Source organism: Paenibacillus sp. GM2FR (genome assembly GCF_002803325.1).
Lineage (GTDB): Bacteria > Bacillota > Bacilli > Paenibacillales > Paenibacillaceae > Paenibacillus_AQ > Paenibacillus_AQ lautus.
This window is the reverse complement of sequence record NZ_MKZM01000009.1, coordinates 360,707-385,027: the sequence shown is the minus strand read 5'-3', so window position 1 is coordinate 385,027 and position 24,321 is coordinate 360,707. Positions and strand designations below refer to the sequence as shown.

Sequence of the window (24,321 nt, the reverse complement as noted above, 5' to 3'; positions counted from 1 at the left end):
TTCCTTGAGGGGAGATTCGCATGAAACAGATTATCGTGCTGGGCGGCGGATATGGCGGTATACTTACCGCCAAGAAGCTGGCTAAACGACTGCGCAAACAGAAGGATTTGCGGATAACACTCATCGACCGCAAGCCGTATCATACGCTGCTGACCGAGCTGCATGAAGTGGCCGCGAACCGGGTCGAGGAGGATTCCATCAAAATCGACCTGAAAAAAGTGTTCTCCGGATTCCGCAATGTAGACGTGGTGCTGGATGAAATCGGCGGCATTGACTTTGACGGTCAAACACTCCGTGGAGAGAAACAAACCTATAACTATGATTATCTGGTCATCGGAACAGGCAGCAAGCCAACCTTCTTCGGCATACCGGGCGCAGATCAACACGCCTTTACCTTATGGTCGTATGATGATGCGGTCCGCCTGAAGGAACACACCCTGAACATGTTCCGAAAAGCCGTGCTGGAGCGCGACCCGCAGGTCCGCAAAGAAATGCTGACCTTTGTCGTGGTCGGCGGTGGATTCACCGGGGTCGAAATGATCGGCGAGCTGGCCGAATTCACTCGACAATTATGCAAAGAGTTCTACGTCGATCCAAGCGAGGTTACACTTCATGTCGCCGACATGGTCGACAAGATCCTGCCGATCCTGCCCGAACCGTTAATCCGCAAAGCTGAGAAACGGCTGCGCAAAATGGACGTCAATATCATCACAGGCTCCAAGATTACGGAAGTGAAATCGGACGGCGTTACCGTTGGCGGCAGCGACATCAAATCCCGTACGGTTATCTGGACCGCAGGAGTTGAGGGTTCCGATGTGGTCGGCAATATGGATGTCGAGCAAAAAGGCCGCAAGCGTATTCTGACCAACGACAAGCTTCAAGTTCCTGCCCATCCGAACGTTTATGTCGTCGGGGACAATATTTTCTACATTCCTGAGGGAGCGGCTGCACCCGTACCTCAAATGGTGGAAAATGCGGAACTCGCAGCCCCGGTCATCGCGCATAACATTGTGGCTGAACTATTGAACAAACCGATGAAATCCTACAAACCGACGTTCCACGGGACGATGGTCTGCATCGGCAGCCGCTACGGGGTAGCTAACGTGGGTGTGCCTGGCCACATGTTCAGGCTCAGCGGCTTTATGGCTATGCTGGTCAAACATATGATCAATATGCTCTATCTGTTCCAGGTTTGCGGCTTCAACAAGGTATATCACTACTTGCTGCATGAATTCTTCCATGTTCGGAACAATCGCAGCTTCGTGGGCGGACATTTTGCCAAACGCTCTCCGAATTTCTGGCTCGTTCCGCTGCGGATTTTTGCCGGATGGATGTGGCTCTCTCAGGGATGGGATAAGATCCATAAGATTATCGAGGATCCGAATAAGGTGTTCCTTATTCCTGCCAAAGCAGCCGATGGCGTAAGCGCAGCGTCTGCTGCCGGCGCCGATGCTGCCGGAGCAGCCGGAGCTGGAGCGGCTGACGCGGTCTCCGCCGCCTCCGCTTATACCGCAGAAGCGGTATCCGCCCTGCCGGTTCCGGGTTTCATGAAATCCATTGTCGATTGGTCGATGGACCTGATGTTCTACACCGGCGACGGCGGCTATACTTCGCTCGCCTATGTGTTTCAGACCTCGATGGTCCTGGCTGAGCTGATCGTCGGCATCCTGCTGATCGTCGGATTGTTCACGGCACCTGCAGCCGTAGCCAGCGTTGCTATGGGCGCGATGGTTTGGGTATCGGGGATGGCACCTAACGAAATGCTGTGGTATCTGGCAGCTGGGATCGCCTTAATCGGTGGATCGGGCAGCACGTTCGGACTGGACTACTATGTATATCCTTGGCTGAAGAAGGTATGGAAACGAATACCGATCGTAAGGCGATGGTACGTGTATACGGACTAATCTTCCACCATTCGCGACAATCGGCTTATCTTATCATGCTGCCGATTCGGTTCATAGGCCGTTCTGCGGGATTCACACTCTTAATCAACACGAGCCTTCCGGAAGGAGTCAATAACGATGGATATGAAGCTATTACAGGATACGATCGACCTGCTTCGGTCGCATATCGATTCCGGAACGGATATCGATTGGATGGAGATGGATAACAGGCCGGTGAGAGACATTGCCGATATGATCAACGCTTATGAACTGGCCTATTCCCGTAAAATGACGGTGCTGGCATGCAGCATCCTGATTCATTCCGCGCTAAGCAAGCACGGCAAGCTGCAGGCACAGGACAACGAGAGATTGACGCGCATGCTGCTGGACGGCGATTATTTGACCGGGCTCATGTACCGGATTGCCGCCAAACGGAAGGAATGGAAGCTGCTGTCCCGGCTTCTCCCCCTCCATAAGCGCATGCAACTGAAACTAATGAAGAACGTTTCACCCGAAATCCTGCTTAAAGAGCTGAAGCGTGAAATCCGCAGCTATCTGGAGCAACGGAGCGCGTAAGGAGTTATCTGGGGAAAGGAGCGCTGATACAGATGAACCTTCATAACCAAATTGGAGTGGATCTCGCTTCCTTTGATCGCTTGCTCCGGGAGGTGGTCACCTCAGACCGTGACCTCACTCCTCCCTCCGTTGTGCTGAGCAGCGTCATGGATCTCATTAACGCCGGCGGCAAGCGGCTGCGCCCGCTCATGGTCGTGCTCGGCAGCCGTTTCGGGGAAAGCGGGCATGAGCCGGCCGTCATGAAAACGGCCGTTCTGCTTGAATATTTACACATGGCCTCGCTGGTACACGATGACATCATCGATCAATCCGATATGCGGCGAGGCATGCCAACCCTGCATGAAACAACGGATGTCCAGACGGCCGTGCACATCGGCAACTACATGATTGCCCGCGCCATCGAATGGGCCGCGGGTAATCCCAATGACGAGTCAGGCAGGATCAGCGAAGATGTCTCCGAAGAGGATGCCTACCGGTTAGCCGAGCTTGCGGCTCTGGTCACCGAACTCTGCATGGGAGAATACGATCAGCTGCACCACCGCTTTAATTATGATCAAACACTGGAGCAGTATTTGGAGAAAACGCGCTGCAAAACCGCCCTGCTGATGGCCCACTGCCTGAAAGCGGGCGCGGAAGCAGCCAAAGCAGACGCACGAACCGCTGAACGGCTCTTTCAATTCGGGGAGTCGCTCGGCATGGCATTTCAAATCCGGGATGACCTGCTCGATTTCACGAAGCCCAAGGAGGCCATCGGCAAGCCGGCCGGCGCAGACCTGCGAAACGGCAACATTACGCTGCCGGTGCTTTACGCCCTCAACGATCCAACTCTTGCACCTGGAATCAGGCAGCTCGGTCCCCATTCTGCGGCGGCTGACATGGATGAGGTCATCCTCCACATCGCCGCAAGCGGGGCCATTATGCAAAGCGAAGAGCTTGCACGGTCTTATGCGGAACAGGCTCAGCGGATGATCGGCGACTTTGCCGATCATCCCGCCCAGCATGACTTGCAGGCCCTGCTCCATTATTTTCTGCCCTAAAGACATGAATCCATATACTCCAAATGAACAGGGATACATCCATCATGGATGCATCCCTGTTCGATATGAAAGGATGTTATAGAACATGAACCGCACACGAATCTGGCGGTGGAGAATGGCGCTGACGATCTTCCTGATCCTGCTTGCTGCAGGGGGCTTCATGCTGTTCAAAACATCCCCTCTCGGAAAGCAGGGTACCGGTGACACGCAAGTGAGCTCCATCGCCATCTTTGCGCTCAAGGGCTGCGGCGGCTGTTCCAAAGCGCTGGGTGTGATGGAACAGATGGAAGCTGCCTCGCAAGCCTACCGTTACCAGTATTTCAGCATTTCGGAGGATACGGAAGCCGTTAACCGGTACGGCATTACAGAGCACCCGACCATCCTGTTCCTGAACGCTCAGGATGAAGAACTCGGGAGACTGACCGAAGATATATCAAGCGACAAGATCCTGCGCGAACTGGAAGATCTCGCTGCAAACGGTGCACGTCCGCCCAAGGGGACGATTCTTTCCGCTATCCCCAGCACGATGCCCAGCGTAACCCTCCATGCCTATGACCCGCATTCCGGTTTATTTACGCCAGTATCCCAGTACGTGCAGACAGATTCATCCGTCCGCTATCCCAAGGTTAGTGCCATGTCCATGCTGACCCAGCTTGGAGATCTATTACCGCCTGAACTTGAAAGCGCCATCCCTGACGGCGTAACCTTCGTTGAAATCCGGACCGAGCATGGCGTGACCGTGGTTGAGTTGTCCCCCTCATTTCGTGCTTTTACCGATTCAGAGGAGGGAAACCGGGCGGAACAAGCCATCGCGCTTACACTGCAAACCTTCGAAGGCGTGAATGGAGTTCAAGTGGTAAGCGGTGCATATAGCAGCGACATCCTGTATGCGGAAAACCTTGCAGGCCGATCCGACGGAAAAAGCGACTACCTGCTGAATTCCGATGCGCCTCTTCCGCATATGTCCAGCGTGAAGGAATATAATGCAGCCATCCTCCACGCCAGCCATTTGGCCTTTATGCCCTGCTTCTGCGGATGCGGTGATGCAGGCCACAGCAGCAACCTCAATTGCTACTATGCTCAAGAGGACGATGGCCGGCTCACGCCAACCACGCACGCGAAGTTCTGTCAAACCTGCCTGGACGTCACGAACATGTACCTGAGCGGCAGACAGCAAGGTCTTAACATGAAGGAAATCCGGCAATCCGTGGACCAGGCCTACCAGGGGATCGAGCCGACGAATACGCCGATGCCGTCGAATTAATATGTATGACAGATAACACTGTTCCTATATGGAACGGTGTTTTTTCAATTTCGAGTAAAATAACCGCAGTCCTTAAGGACTGCGGTTTTCATTTTCATCAAGCCCCAATCACAGCAGCGCGGCCGCGGCCACAGGCAGCAGGAACAATGCGACAAACAGCGTGTCCGCCCGCTTCCATACAAAGGCCCTGAACCTGCTTCGCGGCGCACCCAGCCGGTAGCCTCTGGCTTCCATGGAATCGGCAAGCCCGATGGCTCGCCGGAATGCGCCTGTCGTTACGGGCACCAGCAGGGCAATGATCAGCCGTGCCTTTTCCTTGAGCGACCGCGACGACAGGTCCAGTCCCCTGGACTGCTGAGCCTTCCACAGCCGCTCGGCTTCCTCGAAGATGGTCGGAATGAACCGGAGGGCAATCCCGAGCATCAGCACCAGCCGATCGGTCGGCACACCGGTGTAGGTCAGGGGCCGCAGGAGGCTGCCGAGCCCCTGGGCCAGCTGCTCCGGCTGGGTCGTGAAGGTCAGCACCGCCGCCAACATGATGAAGAGTCCCATCCGTGAGGCGGACACGATGCCTTTTTCCAATCCGCCGGCATACACCTTGAACGCGCCCACATCCAGCAGTTTCCCGCCTCCCGCATCATAAAGAAGGTGAAATACCAGGATGAACAACAGCAGGAACATCAGCGGCTTCATGGCTCGGATGAAATAACGGTACGGGATACCCGTAGCCCGGATCACCGCCGCAGTGAACAGCAGCAGCGCAAGGACCCCCATATATCCGTCTACCAGGAACACGGCCACCATAAAAAGCGGCATGACCGCCGTCTTGGCACGCGGATCCAGACGGTGAATCCATGAATCACCTTCCATATATCGGCCCAGGATGATTTTTCGTTTCATCCATGCTTCCTCCTCTCGCCTCTGCTTCGCCCTGCCCTACATTTCAAGCTGCCCTGCGTACCAATCCGCCAGCGCCGCCGCATCCGGCGGCATCTCCGGAGGCTGTACTCCAAGCTGTGCTGCCAGCTTGCCCGCCATCCGCACGGACGACGGGGCCATCAGTCCCGCCTGTTCCAGCACCTCCTGTCGGTGTACCAGTTCCTTGGCCGTTCCTTGAAATACGACTTGGCCATCTTTAATTACAACGAACTCGTCCGCATAGGCCACAATTTCCTCCAACCGGTGGGTGACGATGAGAACCGTCTTGCCTTGGGTCCTCGTTAATCCATGCAGCCGCTCCATCAAATCCTCGCGACTCGCAGGATCGAGGGAAGCCGTAGGCTCATCCAAGGCCAAAATGTCGGGGTCCGCCGCCAATACGGCTGCGACCGCCGCTTTTCGCATCTGGCCCGAGCTTAACTTAAAGGGACTCTGTGTCAGCAGCTCCTCGTCCAATCCGACGAAGGAAGCCGCTCTGCGGACCGCCTCGGCAGCTTCGGCTGGACTCCGCCCGAAATTAAGCGGCCCGAACAGCAAATCTCTCTCCACCGTCTCTTCGAACAGCTGCTGCTCCGGGTATTGGAACACCAGACCGACGCGTTGCCGCAGACCGGCAGGGACTTTCTTGCTGTCACCCGATTCAAGACGGAAATCCAATATACGAATCAAGCCCTCATCAGCCCGTATCAATCCGTTCAGATGCTGGAGAAGCGTAGATTTCCCCGAACCCGGCGCACCGAGAACAGCAATCATTCTACCTTCCTCCAGCTCCAGATGAAGACCGTCGAGTCCAAGAATAGGGCTCATCCCCCGGTCCCGGTAGCGGTAAGAGACCTCTTCGAATGATATGACCATAACGCCTCCAGCACCTCCTTCTCCCTAACCAGCTCGCCGATATCAATCCCCCGCGCTTTCAGTTCCCTGCATAGCTGGAGGGCAAACGGAACCTTTAGCCTGCAACGCTGGAGCAGCTCTTCCTGCAGCAGCAGCTCCCTTGGGCTTCCGTCCGCCGTCACCATGCCGCCATCCAGCACGATCATCCGGTCGGCTTCGGCCATCTCCTCTACGTCATGGGTGATGGAGATGATCGTGTATCGGCCTTCGTTATGCATAGTTCGCATGAAACCCAGCAGCTCATTCTTAGCCTTCTCATCCAGCATGGAAGCTGCCTCGTCCAAGACAATGATAGAAGGCTCCATCGCCAGTACGGCGGCAATGGCAGCGCGCTGCTTCTGACCGCCGGATAAAGTAGCCGGATGGCGATGGAGCAGATGGACCATATCCAGCCGCTCCGCATAGGTCCGAATCCGCTGCAGCATCTCTTCCCGGCTCAGGCACAGATTTTCCAGGCCAAACGCGATATCATCCTCTACGGTGAGGCCGACAAACTGATCGTCAGGGTTGGCAAACACCATGCCGATATGACGGCGAATCTCCCCCAGCGTACGGCCGTTCAGTTCCAGCCCATCGATAAGAATGCGTCCCCGGCTCATGAGGAGCAGACCGTTCAACAGCCGAATCAGCGTAGACTTGCCTGCCCCGTTCCTTCCGGCGATGCATACCCACTGCCCATGGGGAATCGTCAGCGAAACGTCCTTGAGCACGTTCGTGCAGCCCTGTCCGTAATATACGTGCTTGAGCTTTACTGCATGCTCTGACTTATCCATTGTGCCCATGCCTAACGCCTCCTCCTTAGGTTTCCGTGTGAAACATGCCAAACGGATCGATACGTCGCAGGGATTCGATCAGATGTTTTGCAGCCCATCCTACAAAGATGCCCGTCACGACACCCGCCCCGAGCAGAAATGGCAGGTAATAATAAATTTTGGTTGTTCCCAATACCAGCGAGGCTGCCGTTAATTGGCCAATATTATGAGCGATGCCGCCTGCAATGCTCACGCCGGTTAAGCTGAAATTATGGCCCCCGAGCCTAAGCATGACATACATCACCAAATAACTTGCCAGCGCGCCGAACATACTGAACAGGAAGGTCGAGAAGCTTCCGAGTATAAAGGCAGTCAGCAATGTCTTTAAAACAATAAGCCACAGGGCATCCCTGCCCCCTAGGCAGACTAGACAGGTCAGCACCAAAATATTGCCAAGTCCCAGCTTGGCACCGGGTATCGTGACCGCGAATGGAATCAAGGCCTCCACAATGCCAAGGACCACCGATAAGGAGGCGCAGATGGCGATCACGACCAGCTTGCGGAGTGCATAGGGATCAGGAGACAACGGCATCCGGCTCACTTCCTTCAACTTGATCTCCGGTCACTTCTACAAACACCCGATTGGGCAAACATACGATGGTATCATGATCATCGTGAACGTGACCGAACCCAACGCAGAGCTGATCCGGACAATCCGACTCCACCATCTCGATACCCTCGCGGGAGACCCTCAAGAGGTTATATCCCCGCTCTGTCCGGATTTCTATATCTCGGGGCTCTTCCGTAAGCGCCACCGTATCATAATGCTTTCCATTCACCTCGATCATGGCATAGGTTCCCTTCGCCGCTCCGTCTTCTCCCATAAACTTGGATATTCCAAACCAGGCGACAACCGCTATCAGCACGAGCGCTATTCCAATATCTCCGCGTTTCATCAGCATCTCTCCACTTCGCTTTGCTTATCTTCATTATCAGGGCTGCACCAAGTGCCAGAAATGATTTTTCTCACATTCAGCAAGGTAAGGGTCTGATACGCTGAGATCATCGGAACTCGATTGAGAACAGCATCAGAACTGAAAAGAGGAGGCACTGTCATGTATAGGAAGCTTCTTTCCTACAGCAGCCTGTTGATCATGCTCACCCTGTTGATGACGGGATCGATTGGCTGCACAACCACAGCAGATCAGAAGGTAGCCGCCAGCAGCGAACCGGCAACCGAACGTTACTTTATATTCGATACCATTGTAAGTCTCCGCGTTTACGATGAACGGATGACGTCCCAGCATTTCGATGAGGTAGGCGCACTGCTGGATCGGATCGACCAACGCATGAACCGGCAGCTGGCGGACAGCGAGATTGATCGGGTCAATCAAGCGGCGGGTAAGTCCGAAGTGAGCGTATCCGAGGAAACCTTCAAGGTTGTCCAAACCGCCATCGATTACGCGGCGGCTTCCGGCGGACATTTCGAACCGACCGTAGGCCCGCTTGTCGACCTCTGGGGCATTGGCGGTGAACACCCCGCTGTGCCGGAAGAGGATGAACTGGATGCAGTCATGAAGCGAATGAACTACAAGGATGTTTTTTTAAATCCTGCATCCCATGCCATTCTGCTGAAGAAAGAAGGAATGTCGCTGGATCTGGGTGCCATCGCGAAAGGGTATGCAGCGGACGTCATCGCGGATTATTTGCAGCAGCAGGATTTCCATTCGGCCATCATCGACCTTGGGGGCAACATCCTTGCCATGGGCTCGAAACCGGACGGTTCACCGTGGAAAATCGGCATCCAGGACCCGGGGGAAAAGCGCGGGCAGCATCTGGGAACACTGGAGGTCGTCAATAAGACGATCGTAACCTCCGGCGTGTACGAGCGCTTCTTCGAAGCAGACGGAAAAGTGTATCACCATATTCTGAGCCCCTTCACCGGTTATCCGGTCGATAACGACCTGCTCAGCGTAACCATTGTGACCGACACGTCCATGGACGCCGACGCCATGTCGACTTCCGTCTTCTCGCTTGGACTAACGGAAGGTCGGCAGTTCGTCGAGAGCCGCGACGATGCCGAAGCTATTTTCGTCACCACCGACCATCAAATCCATCTCACCTCAGGTCTGACCCATGCATTTAAGCTGACCAATGGCGATTATCAACTTGCCGAATAACCTTATGGAAGGAGAAGATCGTATGAAACAGAATCGAACTGCAAGGTCCGATGCGTGGGATGGAGGGCTGTTTCCAGCGGGCACTTCCTCCGTCTATTCACAACCGCATCTCGCTCTGATCCGGGAAATGGCCGAGCCTGTCCGTTTGTTTGCCGGCGATTATCTATACCAGGAGAACGATCCTGCGGACCGGCTGTACTTTGTAAACCGCGGAAGCTTGAAGGTATCCAAGCTGCTGGAAGGCGGGATGTCTGCCACCTTATCGCTTCACATCCCCGGCGATCTGTTCGGTGAACCCGATCCGTTCGGACGAGCCGTTCACCAATTCGAAGCCAAAGCCTTGGAGGATAGTGAAGTCGGAATTGTGCCGCAGACCGAACTGGATAAAGTCATCCGCACCAACGGGGACTTTGCCATGGAATATATGGGCTGGATGGCACTCATGCAGCGCACCACGCAGAGTAAATTACGCGATCTGCTGCTGCATGGTAAATCCGGGGCCCTGTGCTCACTGCTGCTGCGACTGTACAATATGTACGGCACGAGCGGGACAAACAAGGATGCGCGCGCCATCATTGGCAAGCGGATTACGAATTTGGAAATGGCGGAGATGATTGGTTCCACCCGTGAAAGCGTTAACCGGATATTGAATGAGCTTAAGGATCTTGGCGTGATTTCTACCGAACGGGGACGCATCGTTCTCATTGATCCCGACTATTTGCGGAATATTTGCCACTGCGAGGACTGCCCCAAAGAGATTTGCCGAATGTAACGGACAAAAGAGAAGAAACCTCTCACGAAGAAACGAAAGGCGCTTAAGCATTCCTTTCATCGGAGAGGTTTCATATTCATATTTCCTGCGTTCATTTTAGTGGTTCATTTCTTACAGCTTCTAAGTTACAGGCATTCTAACAGCTTTTTCAAAAAGCCATGTGGATAGCTGATCAAAAACCTCCGCTTCCCGATCAACCATTTTATATATTTTCTTCCCTCCTCTTAGAACATAACCTTTTTGATTTATATCCAAAAAATAATCATTGATTTCTCCATCACGATCACGGTAAAAAATAATGAATGCAAACGTAGGCCCCCCATCATTTCTTATGTTTTTGCCAAAAAACGATCTGGGCGATCTCGTATACGACACGGAGTCTAAAATGCTCATCCATTGATTAAGCTCTTCATTTTGGTCTTCGAATTCGAAATTTTCACATGAAAATTGAGCTAATTCTCGGTGTATTACGGCTCCGCTTTGAACGCTATGATGGAGTTGGATTAACCGTTTTATGAGAAGCATGAACTTACCGCATGAATAACTGAGAGCGTTTCCATTCCAACTATGCATAGAAATGAGGTTTTGCTCCATGAAATATCCATTCCAGAATCCCGATCTTCCGCTGGAAGAACGGGTTAACGATCTTGTATCCCGATTGACCTTGGACGAAAAAATCGAATTAATGTGCCAATACCAGGCGGAAATCCCCCGCCTCGGCGTGCAAAAATATAAGCATGGCACCGAAGGTGCTCACGGCGTGGCATGGCTTGGCGAAGCGACCGTGTTCCCGCAAAATACCGGGCTTGCGTGTACCTGGAATCCCGAGCTGATGCGGGAGATCGGATCGGTCATCGCAGAGGAAGCCCGTGTCTATTACCAGCGCGACCGTGCCATCAACGGACTGACCATCTGGGCGCCCACGGTGGATCTGGAACGCGACCCTCGCTGGGGACGCACGGAAGAAGCCTACGGGGAAGACCCGCACCTGACCGGGGAACTCTCCACCGGGCTTGTGAAGGGTATGCAGGGAGACCATCCCTTCTACTACAAAACGGTAGCTACCCTGAAGCACTTCTACGGCAATAACAACGAAGTTGACCGCGGCAGCGCCTCGGTAAGCATCGATCCGAGAAACAAACGCGAGTATTATCTGAAAGCTTTCGAGGCACCGTTCCGGAAAGGTAAAGCCGGTTCTATGATGACCGCATATAACGGCATCAACGGCACGCCGTGCAACCTGAACCATGAAGTGAACGACATCGTCAAACAGGAATGGGGCATGGACGGATTCGTGGTAGGGGACGCGGGTGACGTGCTTGGCACCGTCATGGACCATCATTATGTCTCTTCCTACGCAGAGGCCGTGGCCGGCTCCGTTAAAGCCGGAATCGACAGCATCACCGACGACCAGGACATCTCCTTCCGCGCTCTCCGTGACGCATTGGAGCAAGGATTATTGGAAGAGCAGGATCTCGATCACGCCCTCCGCAATTCCTTCCGTGTCCGGTTCCGTCTCGGCGAATTCGATCCGGAAGAACGGAATCCGTACAGCCATGTGCCGGAAACGAAGCTCTGCGCGCCCGAGCATGCCGAATTATCGCTGCGTGCCGCCCGGGAATCGATCGTGCTCCTGAAAAACGATGGATTGCTGCCCCTTCAGCGTGATCAGTTGAAGTCCGCTGCTGTCATCGGTCCCCTGGCTAACGAAGCATTTACGGATTGGTACAGCGGAACGCCTCCATACCGGATAACGCCGCTTCAGGGCGTGCAGGAGAAAATGGGGGAACGCAGCGTCCATTTTCATACGGGATTAGACCAGGTACGCCTTCGTTCTGCTGTTAGCGGCCAATATATCGCCTTATCTTCGGAAGAGGATGGCGGGCTGTTTGCAAGCACGGCAGAGCCGTCCAGAGCAGCGGTGTTCGAGCGGAACGACTGGGGCTGGGGCTCCGTGACGCTCCGTCTTGTTGGCTGCGGCAAATTCGTAACCGAAACCGAGACGGGACTGCACGCAACGGCTGACGAGGCTCGCGGCTGGTTCGTTAAAGAGGCTTTCAGCTTCGAGGCGTTACCGGATGGAAGCTTTATGATGAAGAACTGGGAGGGCAAACCGATCCTACTTGATGAGTACGGACGGCTTGTGGTAGGCGGCAGCGAGGATGTGGGAACGCCAGTTGCCATCGAAACGGTTCAGGACGGCATCGCTGAAGCCGTTGCTGCGGTAGCATCGGCCCAAACCGCCATGGTCTTCGTGGGAAACAGTCCGTTCATAAACGGGAAAGAGACGATCGACCGTCCCGACATCACCCTTCCGCCTGCTCAGAAAGCCTTAATTCAGGCGGTTTACGAAGCTAATCCCAATACGGTGGTTGTCATCGTAGGCGGATATCCGTTCGCCGTGAACTGGGAACAGGAGCATGTGCCCTCCATCCTCTTTACGTCTCACGCCGGGCAGGAGCTGGGCCATGCGGTGGCCGACGTTCTGTACGGAGATTACAATCCGGGCGGCCGCTTAAACATGACGTGGTATAAGTCAACCGAACAGCTTCCGGACCTCATGGATTACGACATCATCAAAGGGAAAAGGACCTATCAATATTTCGACGGGGATGTGCTGTACCCGTTCGGTCATGGTCTCAGCTATTCCCGCTTCCAATACAGCAGTCTATCGCTGAGCCAACCGGAAATCACCGCCGATGGCAGCGTCATCGTCACCGTTGCCGTAAGGAACGAGAGCCAACTAGCCGGGGATGAGGTGGTTCAGCTGTATGTGAAGGCTGATTCCTCCCGCGTCATCCGTCCTCTCAAAACGTTGAAAGGCTTCCGTCGCATCCATCTGTCCCCAGGAGCTTCGGAAACGGTAAGCTTCGAACTCAAAGCGGAGGATCTCGCGTTCTGGGATGTCACCCGGGATCGCTACTGCGTTGAAAAGGGGACCTATACACTCATGGCTGGATCGTCCTCCGGCCAGCTGCCGGTCACCGCAGTCCTTCAAGTCGAAGGTGAGACGATCCCTCCACGCACGCTGCGCGAGCCTGTTCGAGCGGTGAATTATGACGACTACCAGGATGTTTTCCTGGATGAATGCCGTGAAGGCGGCGAAAGCATTCGTTTAACCGGCGAAACGGGATGGATCGCTTTCCATGACACGGATCTCGGCGATTCCCCGGCAACGTTCGAGGCCAGGGTGAGCGGGCATATTAAGGGCGGCGAAATCATCATTACGACCGGCAGCCCGGATGGCCCCACAGCCGGATACTGCAAGGTTCTGCCCACTGGAGGGCGCCAAGCCTGGACGACAGTCCAAGCCGAACTGACGGGATTAACAGGACGGGCTGACGTGTACCTCATCCTGAAAGGCGAATTGCAAATCAGCTGGTTCCGCATAGCTTAAGCCAAAGCGATAACCCTCTATAAGCAAGTGCCTAATCGTTAGGCTCCAATTGAGCCTGTCTGCGGCTTCTAACCCTACAGATATCCATAGAAACATCTGCCCTTCGTTTTATACGGTGGGCAGATGTTCTTTTTTGTTAGAATGAAATCAATTAACCGTTACGGAGACGAACTCAGACCTTCGCTGCATGACGGCAGCAAAAAAAGATGAACCCTTTCCAAGGGTTATTTGTTTATTAGACATAACGCAAAGAAAGGAGTGCCTTGGATTGACGGAACGCGAGTTATTCGATTCTTACAACAAGGATGTGTACCGTACCTGCTACTACATGCTGCGGAACGCGCAAGATGCGGAAGATCTCTGCCACGACGTATTTGTCACCGTATTTCGTCAGGATTGGAGAAGCGTTGAGCATACACGTGCCTGGATCATGCGCATCGCGATGAATCATTGCTTGAACCTGCTTAGAAGAAATCAGACCCAGCGTGACAAGCAAAGCCAGGTCGAGTGGCTTCACGAGCAGACCTCGGCATCGGTTAAATCCGTAGACACCATCGTCATGGAAAAAGCAGCGGCGGCGGAATGGGAGAAACTGCTGCGGCAGCTTCCGGACAAGCTGATGGCCGTTGTCACACTCCGCTATATCGGTGAGCTGTCGATGGCGGAAATCGCCGAAACGCTGAAAATTCCCGTCGGGACGGTTAAATCAAGGCTTCACAAAGCATTGAAAATCATGCGAAAAAAGCTCGAACAGAATAACGGCTTTTGGCTGAAGGGAGAGAAACAATTTGGAACGTTTTGAGAACAATCTGAAGGACCAGATGAAAACAGCGAATAACGTGCCGTATCCTGATTTTGACCGCATGTGGAGCAGCATCCAGCAGAACGAATTGAAGGTTGCCGGGGGTGAATCGGTTCCGCTTCGTCCGCACAGACGAAAACGGATTGCGATCATCACGGGGATATCCGTCGCCTTGATGGCAACGCCGGTCTATGCAGCATTGAATTATGATTGGTCCAACCTTCTATCTTACAGGGCTGGTATCCAGTCCGCATTGGAGCAGGGGCTTGGCCAAACGATTGAGCAATCCGTTACGAGGGACGGCATCACCTTAACGGTGCACACGGCGTTTATCGATGAGAACCGGACGTTCCTGCTCTACAGTCTAGATCCAGGCTCAACACGAGCTAGCGAACAAGTAGCCTTTGATCATATTGGACTTAAAGATAAGGAGGGCCATTCCATCGAGGGCCGTTATTCCCATCAGTGGAATGAGGAGCTAGGCGTATTCCAGGGGTATTTTGAGACCGATTGGGTCGCTGACGGCCAGATGGCGGATGTCGAGTTTATGATAGAGAATATCCATTTTACCGGTGAGGGAAAACAGTCGATCAACTACGACCCACAAAACCCGAATACGCAGGCATTCCCCATTCAGAAGGATGGCATTGACAGCGTGACCCTGCAGTCTTTCGAGCAAGCCGAAGGCGAGGTACTGCTCCGATCGGCCATTACGTTTACGGATCCTGAGATGAAGAGCAGAAGCTGGGTGCGAGTGGAAGCCTTCAATGACAATAAAGAGATCATCAAGGAAACCCGGCCTTCCGTCTTTGGAACCCCGGGAGCCTCCGGAGAATATTTAAGTCAGCAAATATTCAAGTCAAACCTTTTGCGTGCAGAAGGCACTGGTTTCCAGCTTGCTTACGATCGCACGCTTGAAACCGCAGAGGGTACTTGGAGCTTAAATACGGCCTTGTCCAAGAAACAAATGGACAATGGAACATTTAAGGAAGCACTGAATATCCCTGTAGATCAGGTGCCTGGCGGAACGAAGATCCATGAAATGATCGTTACGCCAACCCAAATCCGGCTGATCCTGACCCATGAAGAGAAATATACTCGTGTTCCTTATATGGACTACCAACTGGATGTAGGGGGGACGCTATTAAGCGGAGGCAACTGGCATGTTCCCGGCCAATCCGGCAAGACGGAGCTGCGCTTTGAAATGACCGGACTTCATGCGGCCTCCCTGGCGAACCAACCGGTGTCTCTGATCGCCAAGCACCGCGTCGATGAATATGCCGGAGACAATAATCCGATCCGCTTGACCGGCATTTCGGCTGAACATCAAAGCTTAACGTCCAGCATTGCAGGTTATCCGATCACATGGACCTATTACATGAAGGACAATAACCTCTATGTGGAATCCTTGAGCTCCGACCCGTCGTTCGGCGGCGTCAACCAAACCTATTATCTTGACGGCAAAGACCGGAGCTATGGAATGCCAGCCATGCTCGGCATGCTCGGCGACGACAATAATAAACATATGGACGTGTATGAGAATTTCGACAAGACCGAACTCGACATTTACGTTTGGCATTATACAACCCATAAGCGAGACGATGTCCTGCGCGTTCCGGTTAAGACCGGAAAATAACATATAAAGCGTTATAAACGACAAAGAAACCCTCTGGATGAACATGAACGTTACCCGGGGCGGCGCTTCTGCCAAGAAACGCCGTTCCTTTTTCGGTTTTTCGTTCTCCACCTTTTAAGGGTTTCTTTCTTTATTCGATTAGACATGTCACAATTCAGCCCGGCAGAATGTCATATGGGTGAACATCAACCATCATACCGTAAAGGGGAACTGAACATGGAACTGCGAATGAATTACCGGTCGGCCAATCCCGAAGCCTTCAAAACGCTGCTTGCCCTGGAGCAAGCGGCCCAAAAAAGCGGACTCGATCACAAGCTGTACGAGATCATAAAGCTCAGGGCATCCCAGATCAACGGCTGCTCCTTCTGCGTGGATATGCATTCCAAGGATCTGCTCTCCATGGGCGAATGCGTGGACCGCCTCCTCCTTCTGCCGATGTGGCGGGAAGTCCCGATATACTCCGACGAAGAACGGGCCGTCATCGAATTGACGGAGTGCGTGACCAAGCTGTCCGAGGCCGGCGTTCCTGCAGAGGTATACGAACGCGTCCGCAAGCATTTTGACGAGAAGCAATTCGTCGATTTGGTCATGGCGATCACGACGATCAATGCCTGGAACCGGATCGGCGTCGCTACAGGGCTGTTCCCGGGCTGCTTTGATTAAACAGCTGTAATTTATCCGGATTCACCACAAGAAAAATCTGACGGATGCGGGATAGATCGGGTTCCCATTCTACCGTCAGCACCATGGAGACCCTACCGTCCCGCTTCAGCAACAAGCCAGGCTCTCCGTTTACGGAGACAGGCTCAAACCCTTCCCGAAACGAGCCTTTGGCAGATAACCCCTCGAAGAATGCGCGTACCCGTTCAATGCCCAATATCGGATTGATGGCTGCCTTCGCTTTGCCGCCCCCATCCGATAGCAGCGTAACCTCTTCCTTCAGAAAAGACAGCAGCGGCTTAAAATTCCCCATATCCGACGCGCGCAGGAATGCTTCAACGAAGCGTTCCTGTGTTTCCGTCCGGTCGTTTTCTCCCTTAGGCCTCTCCGTGGCCTGCCCCATTTTCTGCTTGGCACGGCTGAAGGTCTTGCGGCAGCTGATCTCCGTCTTTCCAAGCATCTCCGCTATGATCGGATATTCAAGCCCCAGCGTATCCTTGGCGATATAAATGGCACGTTCCAGCGGCGTTAACCGTTGAAGCAGCACCAGGTAGGCATAACCAATCGTTTCGCGGCGTTCCGCAGGATCGGACCGCATCAGCATGTCATAGTCCGGCATGGGCTCCGGCAGCCAGGGACCGGTATACGTTTCGCGCTGGCGTCTGGACGATTTCAACAGGTTGATGCAGCGGTTCGTTGTCATTTTAGCCAAATACGCCTTCTCGTTCCGTACTTCTCCCCGATCCATCTGCACGAATTCGGAAAAAACATCCTGCACGATATCCTCCGCATCCGCCGCACTCCCCAGCATCCGGTAGGCCAGGCCGAACATCATCGGCTTGTATTCGGTATAGATTTGATCCAATAACATCAGGCACACCTTCTTATTCTGTTTATTTTCGGCATGAAAGCTACACCACTAATAAGACAAATGGGCGTTACCGCCTGTGACCTCGACCTCATGAAGACGTTATTCTCTACTCTACCCCATATCCCCTGATCCCCGGAAGGGTCAGTTGAAAAGAGAATTCCAGGGTCAATGGACATTTAATTCGTTATCCAATATGTAGATTATGTCAACGTTCGATAAATCTATCGACATTTGGGTAATTTTTAAATAACATATGGAATGGCCTAACTACAGCGATTAAAGGTTGAAGCGTTTAGAAAGTAGGTAAAACATGAAAAAATCCACCCCTTTACGTCGCGTCGAACTCGGTTATTTTCTGCTGATTGCTCTCGCCATGGTCCAGCAGTTGTTCATATTCTGGAACATCTATGTAAACCAAAGTTTTACTTTCACGGAGTTCCTGTTCAGCGTCGGTACACTGGCCGCCTTATTGATCGGTTTCTTTCTTCCGGTAGGCGTTTCGACGGTTGCGGTTTTTGTGTATCTGGTCACTTATTTCGTATGGTTGTCCACCCTGGCCCCGGTCAATGCGCTCACGCTATCCTGGATTCTGCTGCTTCCGGCCAATACCGCCATTGCCATCTTCATCAAGCTGGCACTGGTGCGAAGCCGAAGGTTCATCCGACGGCTCGAGCAATTGAGGAAAACCAACCCGGATATCGACATCGACACCTCCCTTGGCAGCAAGGATGCTTTCGCAGATACGCTGGTGAAACAAGCCAATCTGGCCAATCGCTATTCGGATCAGTACAGCTTCTGCATCATGATGTTTAAGCTCGATTTTCTCCCTCTGACCAGGGAGTCTGTCGGCTCCCACCGCTTTGCCAAGCTAATTATGGAACTGTCGAGCACGATACAGAAGCAGATTCGTTATGAGGACTATAAATTCTCCATTGGAGAAGGACGCTTTATCATTCTGTGCCCGCTCACCAAGCCGGAATATCTCAAAAGCCTTATGGAGCGCATCAAAGTCGCCATGATGAACGTCCCCTTCCGTGACAAAAAAGGCATGTCCCTCAAGCTTGTGGTCCGCGCCGGCGGCCTCGTGTTCCAGAAGGAGCAATTTAGCCGATACGAAAATATCGATGACGTCATCTCAGCATTAGAACGGAATACCGAAACCGACCTCATCGGGGAATATATTTAACCAAGTTAAGTTACAATCATCCATCAAAAGGAGGCTTGCGGCCGATGTCGTATACCAGCTGGTTTATCCCTCTGTGCATCGGGGTCAGCATCGTGTTCTCCATAGCCATCATAATTCTGACGATGGCCACCTTAAGCTTCCGTTCGAAAGTCAAACGAAAATATGATCGGGGGAGGTTCAGTGACTGACTTTTTCCTGGTCATTTCCATCATCAGTATATGGATTGCCGTGCTGGAATCGATCATTATCATGGCAGGGGCCATCGTGTTCATTCATAAACAAAACCGGCAGAAGCTGGTGAATCCGAGCAATCTGGAGGATTTTCCAACCGTGACGGTCATGGTGCCCGCGCATAATGAGGAATTGGTCATCCAGGCAACGGTAGAGCACATTCTGCAGATGAATTACCCGCATCACAAAATACAGGTGATTGTCATCGCCGACAATTGCAAGGATCATACGGCCGATCGCTTAAGGGGGCTGAAAGCCAATGAACGTTACCGCGACCGCGACTTTCTTATTCTGGAGAGAACCGGAACCGGCGGTAAATCAGGCGCCCTGAACGACGCGCTCAAGCTGGCAACAGGCGAATGGATCTGTGTCTACGACGCGGATGCCGCACCTGAGAAAAACGCGCTGTTGTTCCTGACGCAGAAGGCAATGGAGCAGCCTGAACGCTACGGGGCAGTCTTCGGCCGCAACAAGGCTCGGAACCGCGGACAGAATTTTCTGTCCCGCTGCATCAATCTGGAGCTGGTGACCATTCAGCGCGTGCATCATACCGGGTTATGGCAGCTGTTTAAGCTGGGTACCATTCCTGGCACGAACTTTATCGTGAAAACCGCGCTCATTCAGGACATCGGCGGATGGGATGAACAAGCGATCACGGAAGATACCGCGATTTCGTTCGAGATCCTGACGAGAGGCCAGCTTATTGCGCTGGCTCCGCAAGCCGAAGCTTATCAGCAGGAGCCCGAGGATCTGAAGGTATACATGAAACAGCGCGAACGCTGGGCCAAGGGCAACTACAGCGTTGTCACGGATAATATTCATCATCTGTTTGACCGGACAAGCTGGCGGATTAAGCTGCATGTGCTGTATTACGCGGCCAGTTACTTCTGGTTTATGATTGCCATTATCATCTCGGATATTATATTTGTGACCAATATCGTGTATCAGATCATCGCGCTGTTTAATCCGGCCGTCGTCTCTCCCTTCAGGTTCGAGGGCGATGTCTATATGTATCTCATTATTGCCTGGGCCTTAATGTATTACATCTACGTCCTGCAAATTAACCTGGCACTTGCAACGGACATCGGCCAAAGCAACACACGCAACTTCATTCTATCCTGCGTTTCTTACTTCACCTACGCCCAGCTGTTCCTCGTCATTTCCGTTAAGGCATTCTACTCTTTGATCGTGGATAAAATCACGGGCAGGGAGTCCAAGTGGTACAAGACGGAGCGGTTTGGATAGAGGAGCTTGCATTTGACTATGATATCGCAAAAGAGCGAGTAGGATTGGACAGTCATGCTGCCACCATCCACAACTCGCTCTTTTTTCATGCAAGCTTGCCAATATGACGTGCTTATTCTTCTACAAGCAAATGGAATTCAAGTTCCGGTATATATATTTTATCTCCTGAATTCTGCACATAGGGTCTAATGGTAATCGACTTCGGCTTGGTTGGAAACGGCTCATACATGTACCTAGTTTTAAGAACGCCGTCGGTTCCGCCACCGCTTCCACCGAGTAGTTGAGCCAGTTCTCCTTTTTCATTCACCACCTCATAATCAATGTTAATAAACCCGCCCGTTTTATATTTATCCGGAACGGATTGATCCAACTCCTTAAGGTCCTGTCCTGGCTTGCCGGAAATACTTACGATTAATTGCATGGTAGCCGGGGTGATTTTTAAGCTGCTAATGCTCATATGGATATTATCATGGATTTTGGGTTCTTCTGACTTTATACTCACCCTATCCACCGCACTGTTTTTGACCGGGATGTTGAATGTAAACGGCTGTTGCTTCTCTATATGCCACACTTCAACACCTAAATCAAATTCATCAGGTAAGCCATCCGGGGACAAGGTTAAGATAACTGAATTCTTCTCCTCCCCTATTGCCATAGACATCCCATAGCCTAAATTCAGCTCTTTGCCGTCTGCATAGAAACGAATCGTATTAATCTCATTGTTCTTGCTCATCTCGTCCCACCAGCTTCCAAAGGCTTTATTCTCACCATTCTCTGTCTCCCGGGTCAATACCATGGATAAACGGCCTCCGTCATACATTAACTCCGAGATCCTCAGCGTTGTTTCATCCAGCGTCACACTCTGATCAATATCCATCGTCATCCCCTGCCGACTAGCTGTTTTTAGACCCTCATCCCCGTCATTTAAGAAGATGCTTCCTATAATCGGTATATTTTTCAATGCCTCGGCCATTACCGGGGAGATGAAGCCCGATCCGATAATCAAAAGTACCGACGCCACAACACCCATCAATAGACCCGTCAAACGCCGCTTCTTCTGAACGGGAGGATTGTTTTCTAAAATTTGATAGGTACTATTAAGACGCATGCGGATTGCCTCCGGCAACTCCTGAGCCTCCTCTATTTCATCCTTAGCCTGTTCAAGTTCATGATTAAGGTCATATTTCATACGTTAACCTTCCTTTCCCTGTGATTAGCCAGCCATTCCGATAGCGTGATCCTGGCCCTGTGGAGACGCGTCTTAACCGCACCTTCATTCAAATCGAGCATTTCTGCAATCTGCCGTAAAGGCAAATCACGAAAGTAATGCAAAATAATGATGGTGCGGGACACTTCCTCCAACCGGTATACTGCATCTCGCAAATCGATATTGACATCAAGGCTGGGTGTAACATGTTCGGCTTGATCTAGGTTGAGCAAAGGGACCACATGGCTTTTTTTACGGAGGATCATGTTGCACTCATTGATCAGGATGCGAAACAACCATGTTTTAAAGAAAGGCGCGTGTCTTAAACTCGGGAGTGACTTGTATGCTTTCAATATGGATTCCTGCATGGCATCTGCACAATCCTCATCTTGTCGGAGAATGGCTTTCGCTATGTTGTACATTTGCAGTTCCAATGGCCTTATAAGTTTGATAAACGCTTCATGGTTTCCCTTCTTGGCGAGTTTAACCTCTAATTCTTGCTCCTGCTGCACTTCCAAGGAATAACCTACCTCCCTTCAAGCTTCATCTTAACTCATAATGGATTTATGATTGTTGGATTCAATAATTAGATAGCCAGAACTTCCAAAAGGTTACAAAATGCTGTATGTATATAACGGAGTACATAAAAAACTCCCGCAAGTTCAGTGAACTCACGGGAGACGAACGCTTAGTTATATTTGATACATGGAAATGCTATGGCACTTAAAAGAGCGCATCCTTTGGTTACTTCTAAAATCAACATCCGTATTCTGTCATTCGAAACTCGGATGCCTACTCAATTTTCTCTCAGCTTCTTCTGCTCATTGCGAAGTTTCTCAGGTGTCACGTCGTTTCCGTCGGGATCCACGATGCTTAATCCCGAGAAAGTGCTTAGCACTTGGCCGCGGATTTCACGCAGATATTCCGTGCGCAAAACTTGCTGCTCGGATTTCTCCGCAGCAGTGAGCACGCCCTCCCGCTGTTTTTTAGCCAATTCATTAATCCGGGTTAAGCTTCTGATCATGATATCCCTCTTTCCATATGATTTTGATTTGTCATTTATCTTAATTTAAAGATATAATAATCTAAGATATTTGTCAACCCCTGCCAACTTTCATTACCATTAGGTGCATTTGTGATTTTTTCCCTACCCAAAGTCTCTTCATTTCCTTAAACTTGATGTTTAAGGTTTATTTATTTACAAATCGTGGTTAATGTTAGTATTGAAAACTTTGTATTCGCAGCATAATAAACATGCAGGTCCTTATCCCTTAGGAAAAATTACTTATGCCTTTCTGGCAGAACATGAAATATAATAGAGGAACTTAACTTTAATCAACTGGGGGAACATCTATGAAATCTCAGCTCAACAACCCAGCTTCACCGGGGAAAAGTGATCGTTTTTCCTCTGCTGGATTCATTCTGGCCGCGATCGGGAGCTCTGTCGGCCTCGGAAACATGTGGAAGTTCCCGTACATTACGGGAGAACACGGCGGTGCAGCTTTCTTCCTGCTCTTCATCATCTGTCTCATCGTGATCGGTTTGCCCGTCCTGCTGGCGGAGCTTGCGATCGGACGAGCCGGCCGCGGGAGTGCCGCGACTTCCTTCGTTAAAGCGGGCGGACCGAAAGTCTTCGGGCATCTTGGATTGCTCCAGGTTATTGCGCCGTTTCTCATTCTGACCTTCTATGTCATTGTGGCAGGCTGGACGCTTCATTATGCCGTCATGTCGTTTAGCGGCAATCTGTACAACAATACTGATTTCGGTGGTCAATTTACGACGTTTACGGAAGGCTACATGCCGATTATATGGCAAATTGTCGCTATTGCAATCACAGGATGGGTAGTAGCTAAAGGTATTTCCGGAGGGATTGAAAAATTCAACAAGGTTCTGATTCCGGGACTGATCATACTGTTAATCGTGTTAATGATCCGTGCGGTAACCTTGCCAGGAGCCGGCGCTGGCGTATCCTTCTTCTTGAATCCTGACTTCTCGAAGCTGAGCCCGGAAGCGGCGCTGGTCGCGCTGGGACATGCCTTCTTCTCCCTCTCGCTGGGGATGGGGATTCTGTTGACCTACGGGGCTTATGTCGATAAACGGCAATCTCTGGGTCCGGCTACTCTTGCCATCGGCGCTGGCGACCTGATTTATGCGTTTATTGCCGGGCTCATTATTTTCCCGACAACCGCTTCCTTCGGGATTGAGCCAAATGCAGGACCTTCTCTTGTCTTCATTGCCTTGCCGGCGGCCTTCTCGGCCATGCCGCTGGGTGCTTTTTTCGGGGGATTGTTCTTCATTCTACTAGCCATCGCCGCATTAACCTCCTCCGTCTCATTGCTGGAGGTTCCAACCTCGTATGTCATGGACCGCTGGCATTGGGGACGTACCAAATCCGTAGTTGTCATTAGCGCACTGGTTATGCTGATTGGTCTACCCTCCGCGTTGTCATTCGGCATCGTACCTGGGCTTACCGATATAGGCGGTAAAAACTTCTTCGATTGGCTGGATTTCATCACATCCAACATTCTGCTTCCGGTCGGTGGTCTGATCACCACCATCTTTGCAGGATACTTCTGGAAGAAGGCGGCAGATGCCGCTGGCCTGAAAGCCGGCTGGTTCCGGGTATGGCTGTTCATGCTCCGTTATATCGCGCCAGTACTCGTATTTTTGGTGCTGCTTCATACCACCGGCGTGATCAAGTTCGATTAATTGGCAGCCAAGGCAATCTCATCGTCACATGGGGGCGAATGGGGTTGCCTTTTTCTATACCCTTGCCCATTCATATTCTC

General features: G+C 52.0%; 24 protein-coding genes. 14 read left to right on the top strand and 10 right to left on the bottom strand.

Annotated elements, in window-relative coordinates:
- The first annotated feature begins 20 nt into the window (after window positions 1-20).
- From PAEVO_RS22770 to PAEVO_RS22755, 4 genes are all read left to right on the top strand, one after another.
- Window positions 21-1,904, top strand: a complete 1,884-nt coding sequence (locus PAEVO_RS22770) for an FAD-dependent oxidoreductase (RefSeq protein WP_100539813.1) — start codon at window positions 21-23, stop codon at window positions 1,902-1,904.
- A gap of 117 nt (window positions 1,905-2,021) precedes the next feature.
- A complete protein-coding gene (locus PAEVO_RS22765) occupies window positions 2,022-2,459 on the top strand; it encodes a hypothetical protein (RefSeq protein ID WP_100539812.1) in 438 nt (145 codons plus the stop codon).
- A gap of 32 nt (window positions 2,460-2,491) precedes the next feature.
- A complete protein-coding gene (locus PAEVO_RS22760; RefSeq protein ID WP_100539811.1) occupies window positions 2,492-3,496 on the top strand; it encodes a polyprenyl synthetase family protein in 1,005 nt (334 codons plus the stop codon).
- Window positions 3,497-3,581: 85 nt separating this feature from the next.
- A complete protein-coding gene (locus PAEVO_RS22755) occupies window positions 3,582-4,760 on the top strand; it encodes a PCYCGC motif-containing (lipo)protein (protein WP_100539810.1) in 1,179 nt (392 codons plus the stop codon).
- A 108-nt stretch (window positions 4,761-4,868) separates the two neighbouring features.
- Here PAEVO_RS22755 and PAEVO_RS22750 read toward each other — a convergent pair whose 3' ends face one another.
- From PAEVO_RS22750 to PAEVO_RS22730, 5 genes are read right to left on the bottom strand one after another with little or no spacing between them, the layout of a single operon-like run.
- Window positions 4,869-5,660, bottom strand: a complete 792-nt coding sequence (locus PAEVO_RS22750; RefSeq protein ID WP_100539809.1) for an energy-coupling factor transporter transmembrane component T family protein — start codon at window positions 5,658-5,660, stop codon at window positions 4,869-4,871.
- A gap of 36 nt (window positions 5,661-5,696) precedes the next feature.
- Window positions 5,697-6,554 carry an ATP-binding cassette domain-containing protein gene (locus PAEVO_RS22745; RefSeq protein WP_100539808.1) on the bottom strand — a complete coding sequence of 286 codons (858 nt, stop codon included), beginning with the start codon at window positions 6,552-6,554 and terminating at the stop codon, window positions 5,697-5,699.
- The gene (locus PAEVO_RS22740) at window positions 6,503-7,375 is read right to left on the bottom strand and encodes an energy-coupling factor transporter ATPase (RefSeq protein WP_100539807.1); all 873 of its coding nucleotides are present in this window, start codon (window positions 7,373-7,375) and stop codon (window positions 6,503-6,505) included. Before PAEVO_RS22740 ends, PAEVO_RS22745 begins: the two co-directional genes overlap by 52 nt.
- A 16-nt stretch (window positions 7,376-7,391) precedes the next feature.
- Window positions 7,392-7,937 carry a Gx transporter family protein gene (locus PAEVO_RS22735; protein ID WP_100539806.1) on the bottom strand — a complete coding sequence of 182 codons (546 nt, stop codon included), beginning with the start codon at window positions 7,935-7,937 and terminating at the stop codon, window positions 7,392-7,394.
- Window positions 7,921-8,301, bottom strand: a complete 381-nt coding sequence (locus PAEVO_RS22730) for a NusG domain II-containing protein (protein WP_100539805.1) — start codon at window positions 8,299-8,301, stop codon at window positions 7,921-7,923. Before PAEVO_RS22730 ends, PAEVO_RS22735 begins: the two co-directional genes overlap by 17 nt.
- Before the next feature lie 159 nt (window positions 8,302-8,460).
- Between PAEVO_RS22730 and PAEVO_RS22725 the strand changes: the two genes are divergently transcribed.
- Together PAEVO_RS22725 and PAEVO_RS22720 are read left to right on the top strand one after the other, a co-directional pair.
- Window positions 8,461-9,525: an FAD:protein FMN transferase gene (locus PAEVO_RS22725; protein ID WP_100539804.1), complete on the top strand. Its 1,065-nt coding sequence runs from the start codon at window positions 8,461-8,463 to the stop codon at window positions 9,523-9,525.
- A 22-nt stretch (window positions 9,526-9,547) separates the two neighbouring features.
- On the top strand, window positions 9,548-10,297 hold the full coding sequence (locus tag PAEVO_RS22720) for a Crp/Fnr family transcriptional regulator (protein ID WP_100539803.1): 750 nt from the start codon (window positions 9,548-9,550) through the stop codon (window positions 10,295-10,297).
- Window positions 10,298-10,417: 120 nt separating this feature from the next.
- On the opposite strand, the gene PAEVO_RS22715 is transcribed toward PAEVO_RS22720, so the two are convergent.
- Window positions 10,418-10,891 (bottom strand): hypothetical protein, encoded by a 474-nt coding sequence (locus PAEVO_RS22715; RefSeq protein ID WP_100539802.1) that lies wholly within the window; start codon window positions 10,889-10,891, stop codon window positions 10,418-10,420.
- On the opposite strand from PAEVO_RS22715, the gene PAEVO_RS22710 reads away from it, so the two are divergent.
- The 4 genes from PAEVO_RS22710 (at window position 10,890) to PAEVO_RS22695 (ending at window position 16,795) form a co-directional block, all read left to right on the top strand.
- A complete protein-coding gene (locus PAEVO_RS22710; protein ID WP_100539801.1) occupies window positions 10,890-13,694 on the top strand; it encodes a glycoside hydrolase family 3 protein in 2,805 nt (934 codons plus the stop codon). The genes PAEVO_RS22715 and PAEVO_RS22710 overlap by 2 nt on opposite strands.
- A gap of 268 nt (window positions 13,695-13,962) precedes the next feature.
- On the top strand, window positions 13,963-14,496 hold the full coding sequence (locus PAEVO_RS22705; RefSeq protein WP_100539800.1) for an RNA polymerase sigma factor: 534 nt from the start codon (window positions 13,963-13,965) through the stop codon (window positions 14,494-14,496).
- Entirely contained in the window at window positions 14,483-16,132 is a 1,650-nt protein-coding gene (locus tag PAEVO_RS22700) for a DUF4179 domain-containing protein (protein ID WP_100539799.1), read from the top strand. Before PAEVO_RS22705 ends, PAEVO_RS22700 begins: the two co-directional genes overlap by 14 nt.
- Window positions 16,133-16,348: 216 nt before the next feature.
- Window positions 16,349-16,795 (top strand): carboxymuconolactone decarboxylase family protein, encoded by a 447-nt coding sequence (locus PAEVO_RS22695; protein WP_100539798.1) that lies wholly within the window; start codon window positions 16,349-16,351, stop codon window positions 16,793-16,795.
- Here PAEVO_RS22695 and PAEVO_RS22690 read toward each other — a convergent pair.
- Window positions 16,764-17,663, bottom strand: coding sequence for a sigma-70 family RNA polymerase sigma factor (locus PAEVO_RS22690; RefSeq protein ID WP_100539797.1), 900 nt, complete (start codon window positions 17,661-17,663; stop codon window positions 16,764-16,766). The genes PAEVO_RS22695 and PAEVO_RS22690 overlap by 32 nt on opposite strands.
- Window positions 17,664-17,973: 310 nt before the next feature.
- On the opposite strand from PAEVO_RS22690, the gene PAEVO_RS22685 reads away from it, so the two are divergent.
- Genes PAEVO_RS22685 through PAEVO_RS22680 form a run of 3 tightly spaced genes read left to right on the top strand, consistent with a single transcriptional unit; the run spans window position 17,974 to window position 20,325 of the window.
- Complete coding sequence (locus tag PAEVO_RS22685) at window positions 17,974-18,849, top strand: GGDEF domain-containing protein (protein ID WP_100539796.1); 876 nt, start codon at window positions 17,974-17,976, stop codon at window positions 18,847-18,849.
- A gap of 44 nt (window positions 18,850-18,893) precedes the next feature.
- Complete coding sequence (locus tag PAEVO_RS33935; RefSeq protein WP_164817488.1) at window positions 18,894-19,037, top strand: hypothetical protein; 144 nt, start codon at window positions 18,894-18,896, stop codon at window positions 19,035-19,037.
- On the top strand, window positions 19,030-20,325 hold the full coding sequence (locus tag PAEVO_RS22680) for a glycosyltransferase family 2 protein (RefSeq protein WP_100539795.1): 1,296 nt from the start codon (window positions 19,030-19,032) through the stop codon (window positions 20,323-20,325). The genes PAEVO_RS33935 and PAEVO_RS22680 overlap by 8 nt, the downstream gene beginning before the upstream one ends.
- 112 nt (window positions 20,326-20,437) lie before the next feature.
- On the opposite strand, the gene PAEVO_RS22675 is transcribed toward PAEVO_RS22680, so the two are convergent.
- From PAEVO_RS22675 to PAEVO_RS22665, 3 genes are all read right to left on the bottom strand, one after another.
- The gene (locus tag PAEVO_RS22675) at window positions 20,438-21,514 is read right to left on the bottom strand and encodes a DUF4179 domain-containing protein (protein WP_100539794.1); all 1,077 of its coding nucleotides are present in this window, start codon (window positions 21,512-21,514) and stop codon (window positions 20,438-20,440) included.
- Window positions 21,511-22,044: a sigma-70 family RNA polymerase sigma factor gene (locus tag PAEVO_RS22670; protein ID WP_100540242.1), complete on the bottom strand. Its 534-nt coding sequence runs from the start codon at window positions 22,042-22,044 to the stop codon at window positions 21,511-21,513. The genes PAEVO_RS22675 and PAEVO_RS22670 overlap by 4 nt, the downstream gene beginning before the upstream one ends.
- Before the next feature lie 284 nt (window positions 22,045-22,328).
- Window positions 22,329-22,556 (bottom strand): DUF896 domain-containing protein, encoded by a 228-nt coding sequence (locus PAEVO_RS22665; protein WP_100539793.1) that lies wholly within the window; start codon window positions 22,554-22,556, stop codon window positions 22,329-22,331.
- A gap of 329 nt (window positions 22,557-22,885) precedes the next feature.
- Between PAEVO_RS22665 and PAEVO_RS22660 the strand changes: the two genes are divergently transcribed.
- Entirely contained in the window at window positions 22,886-24,241 is a 1,356-nt protein-coding gene (locus PAEVO_RS22660; RefSeq protein WP_100539792.1) for a sodium-dependent transporter, read from the top strand.
- The last annotated feature ends 80 nt before the right edge of the window (window positions 24,242-24,321 follow it).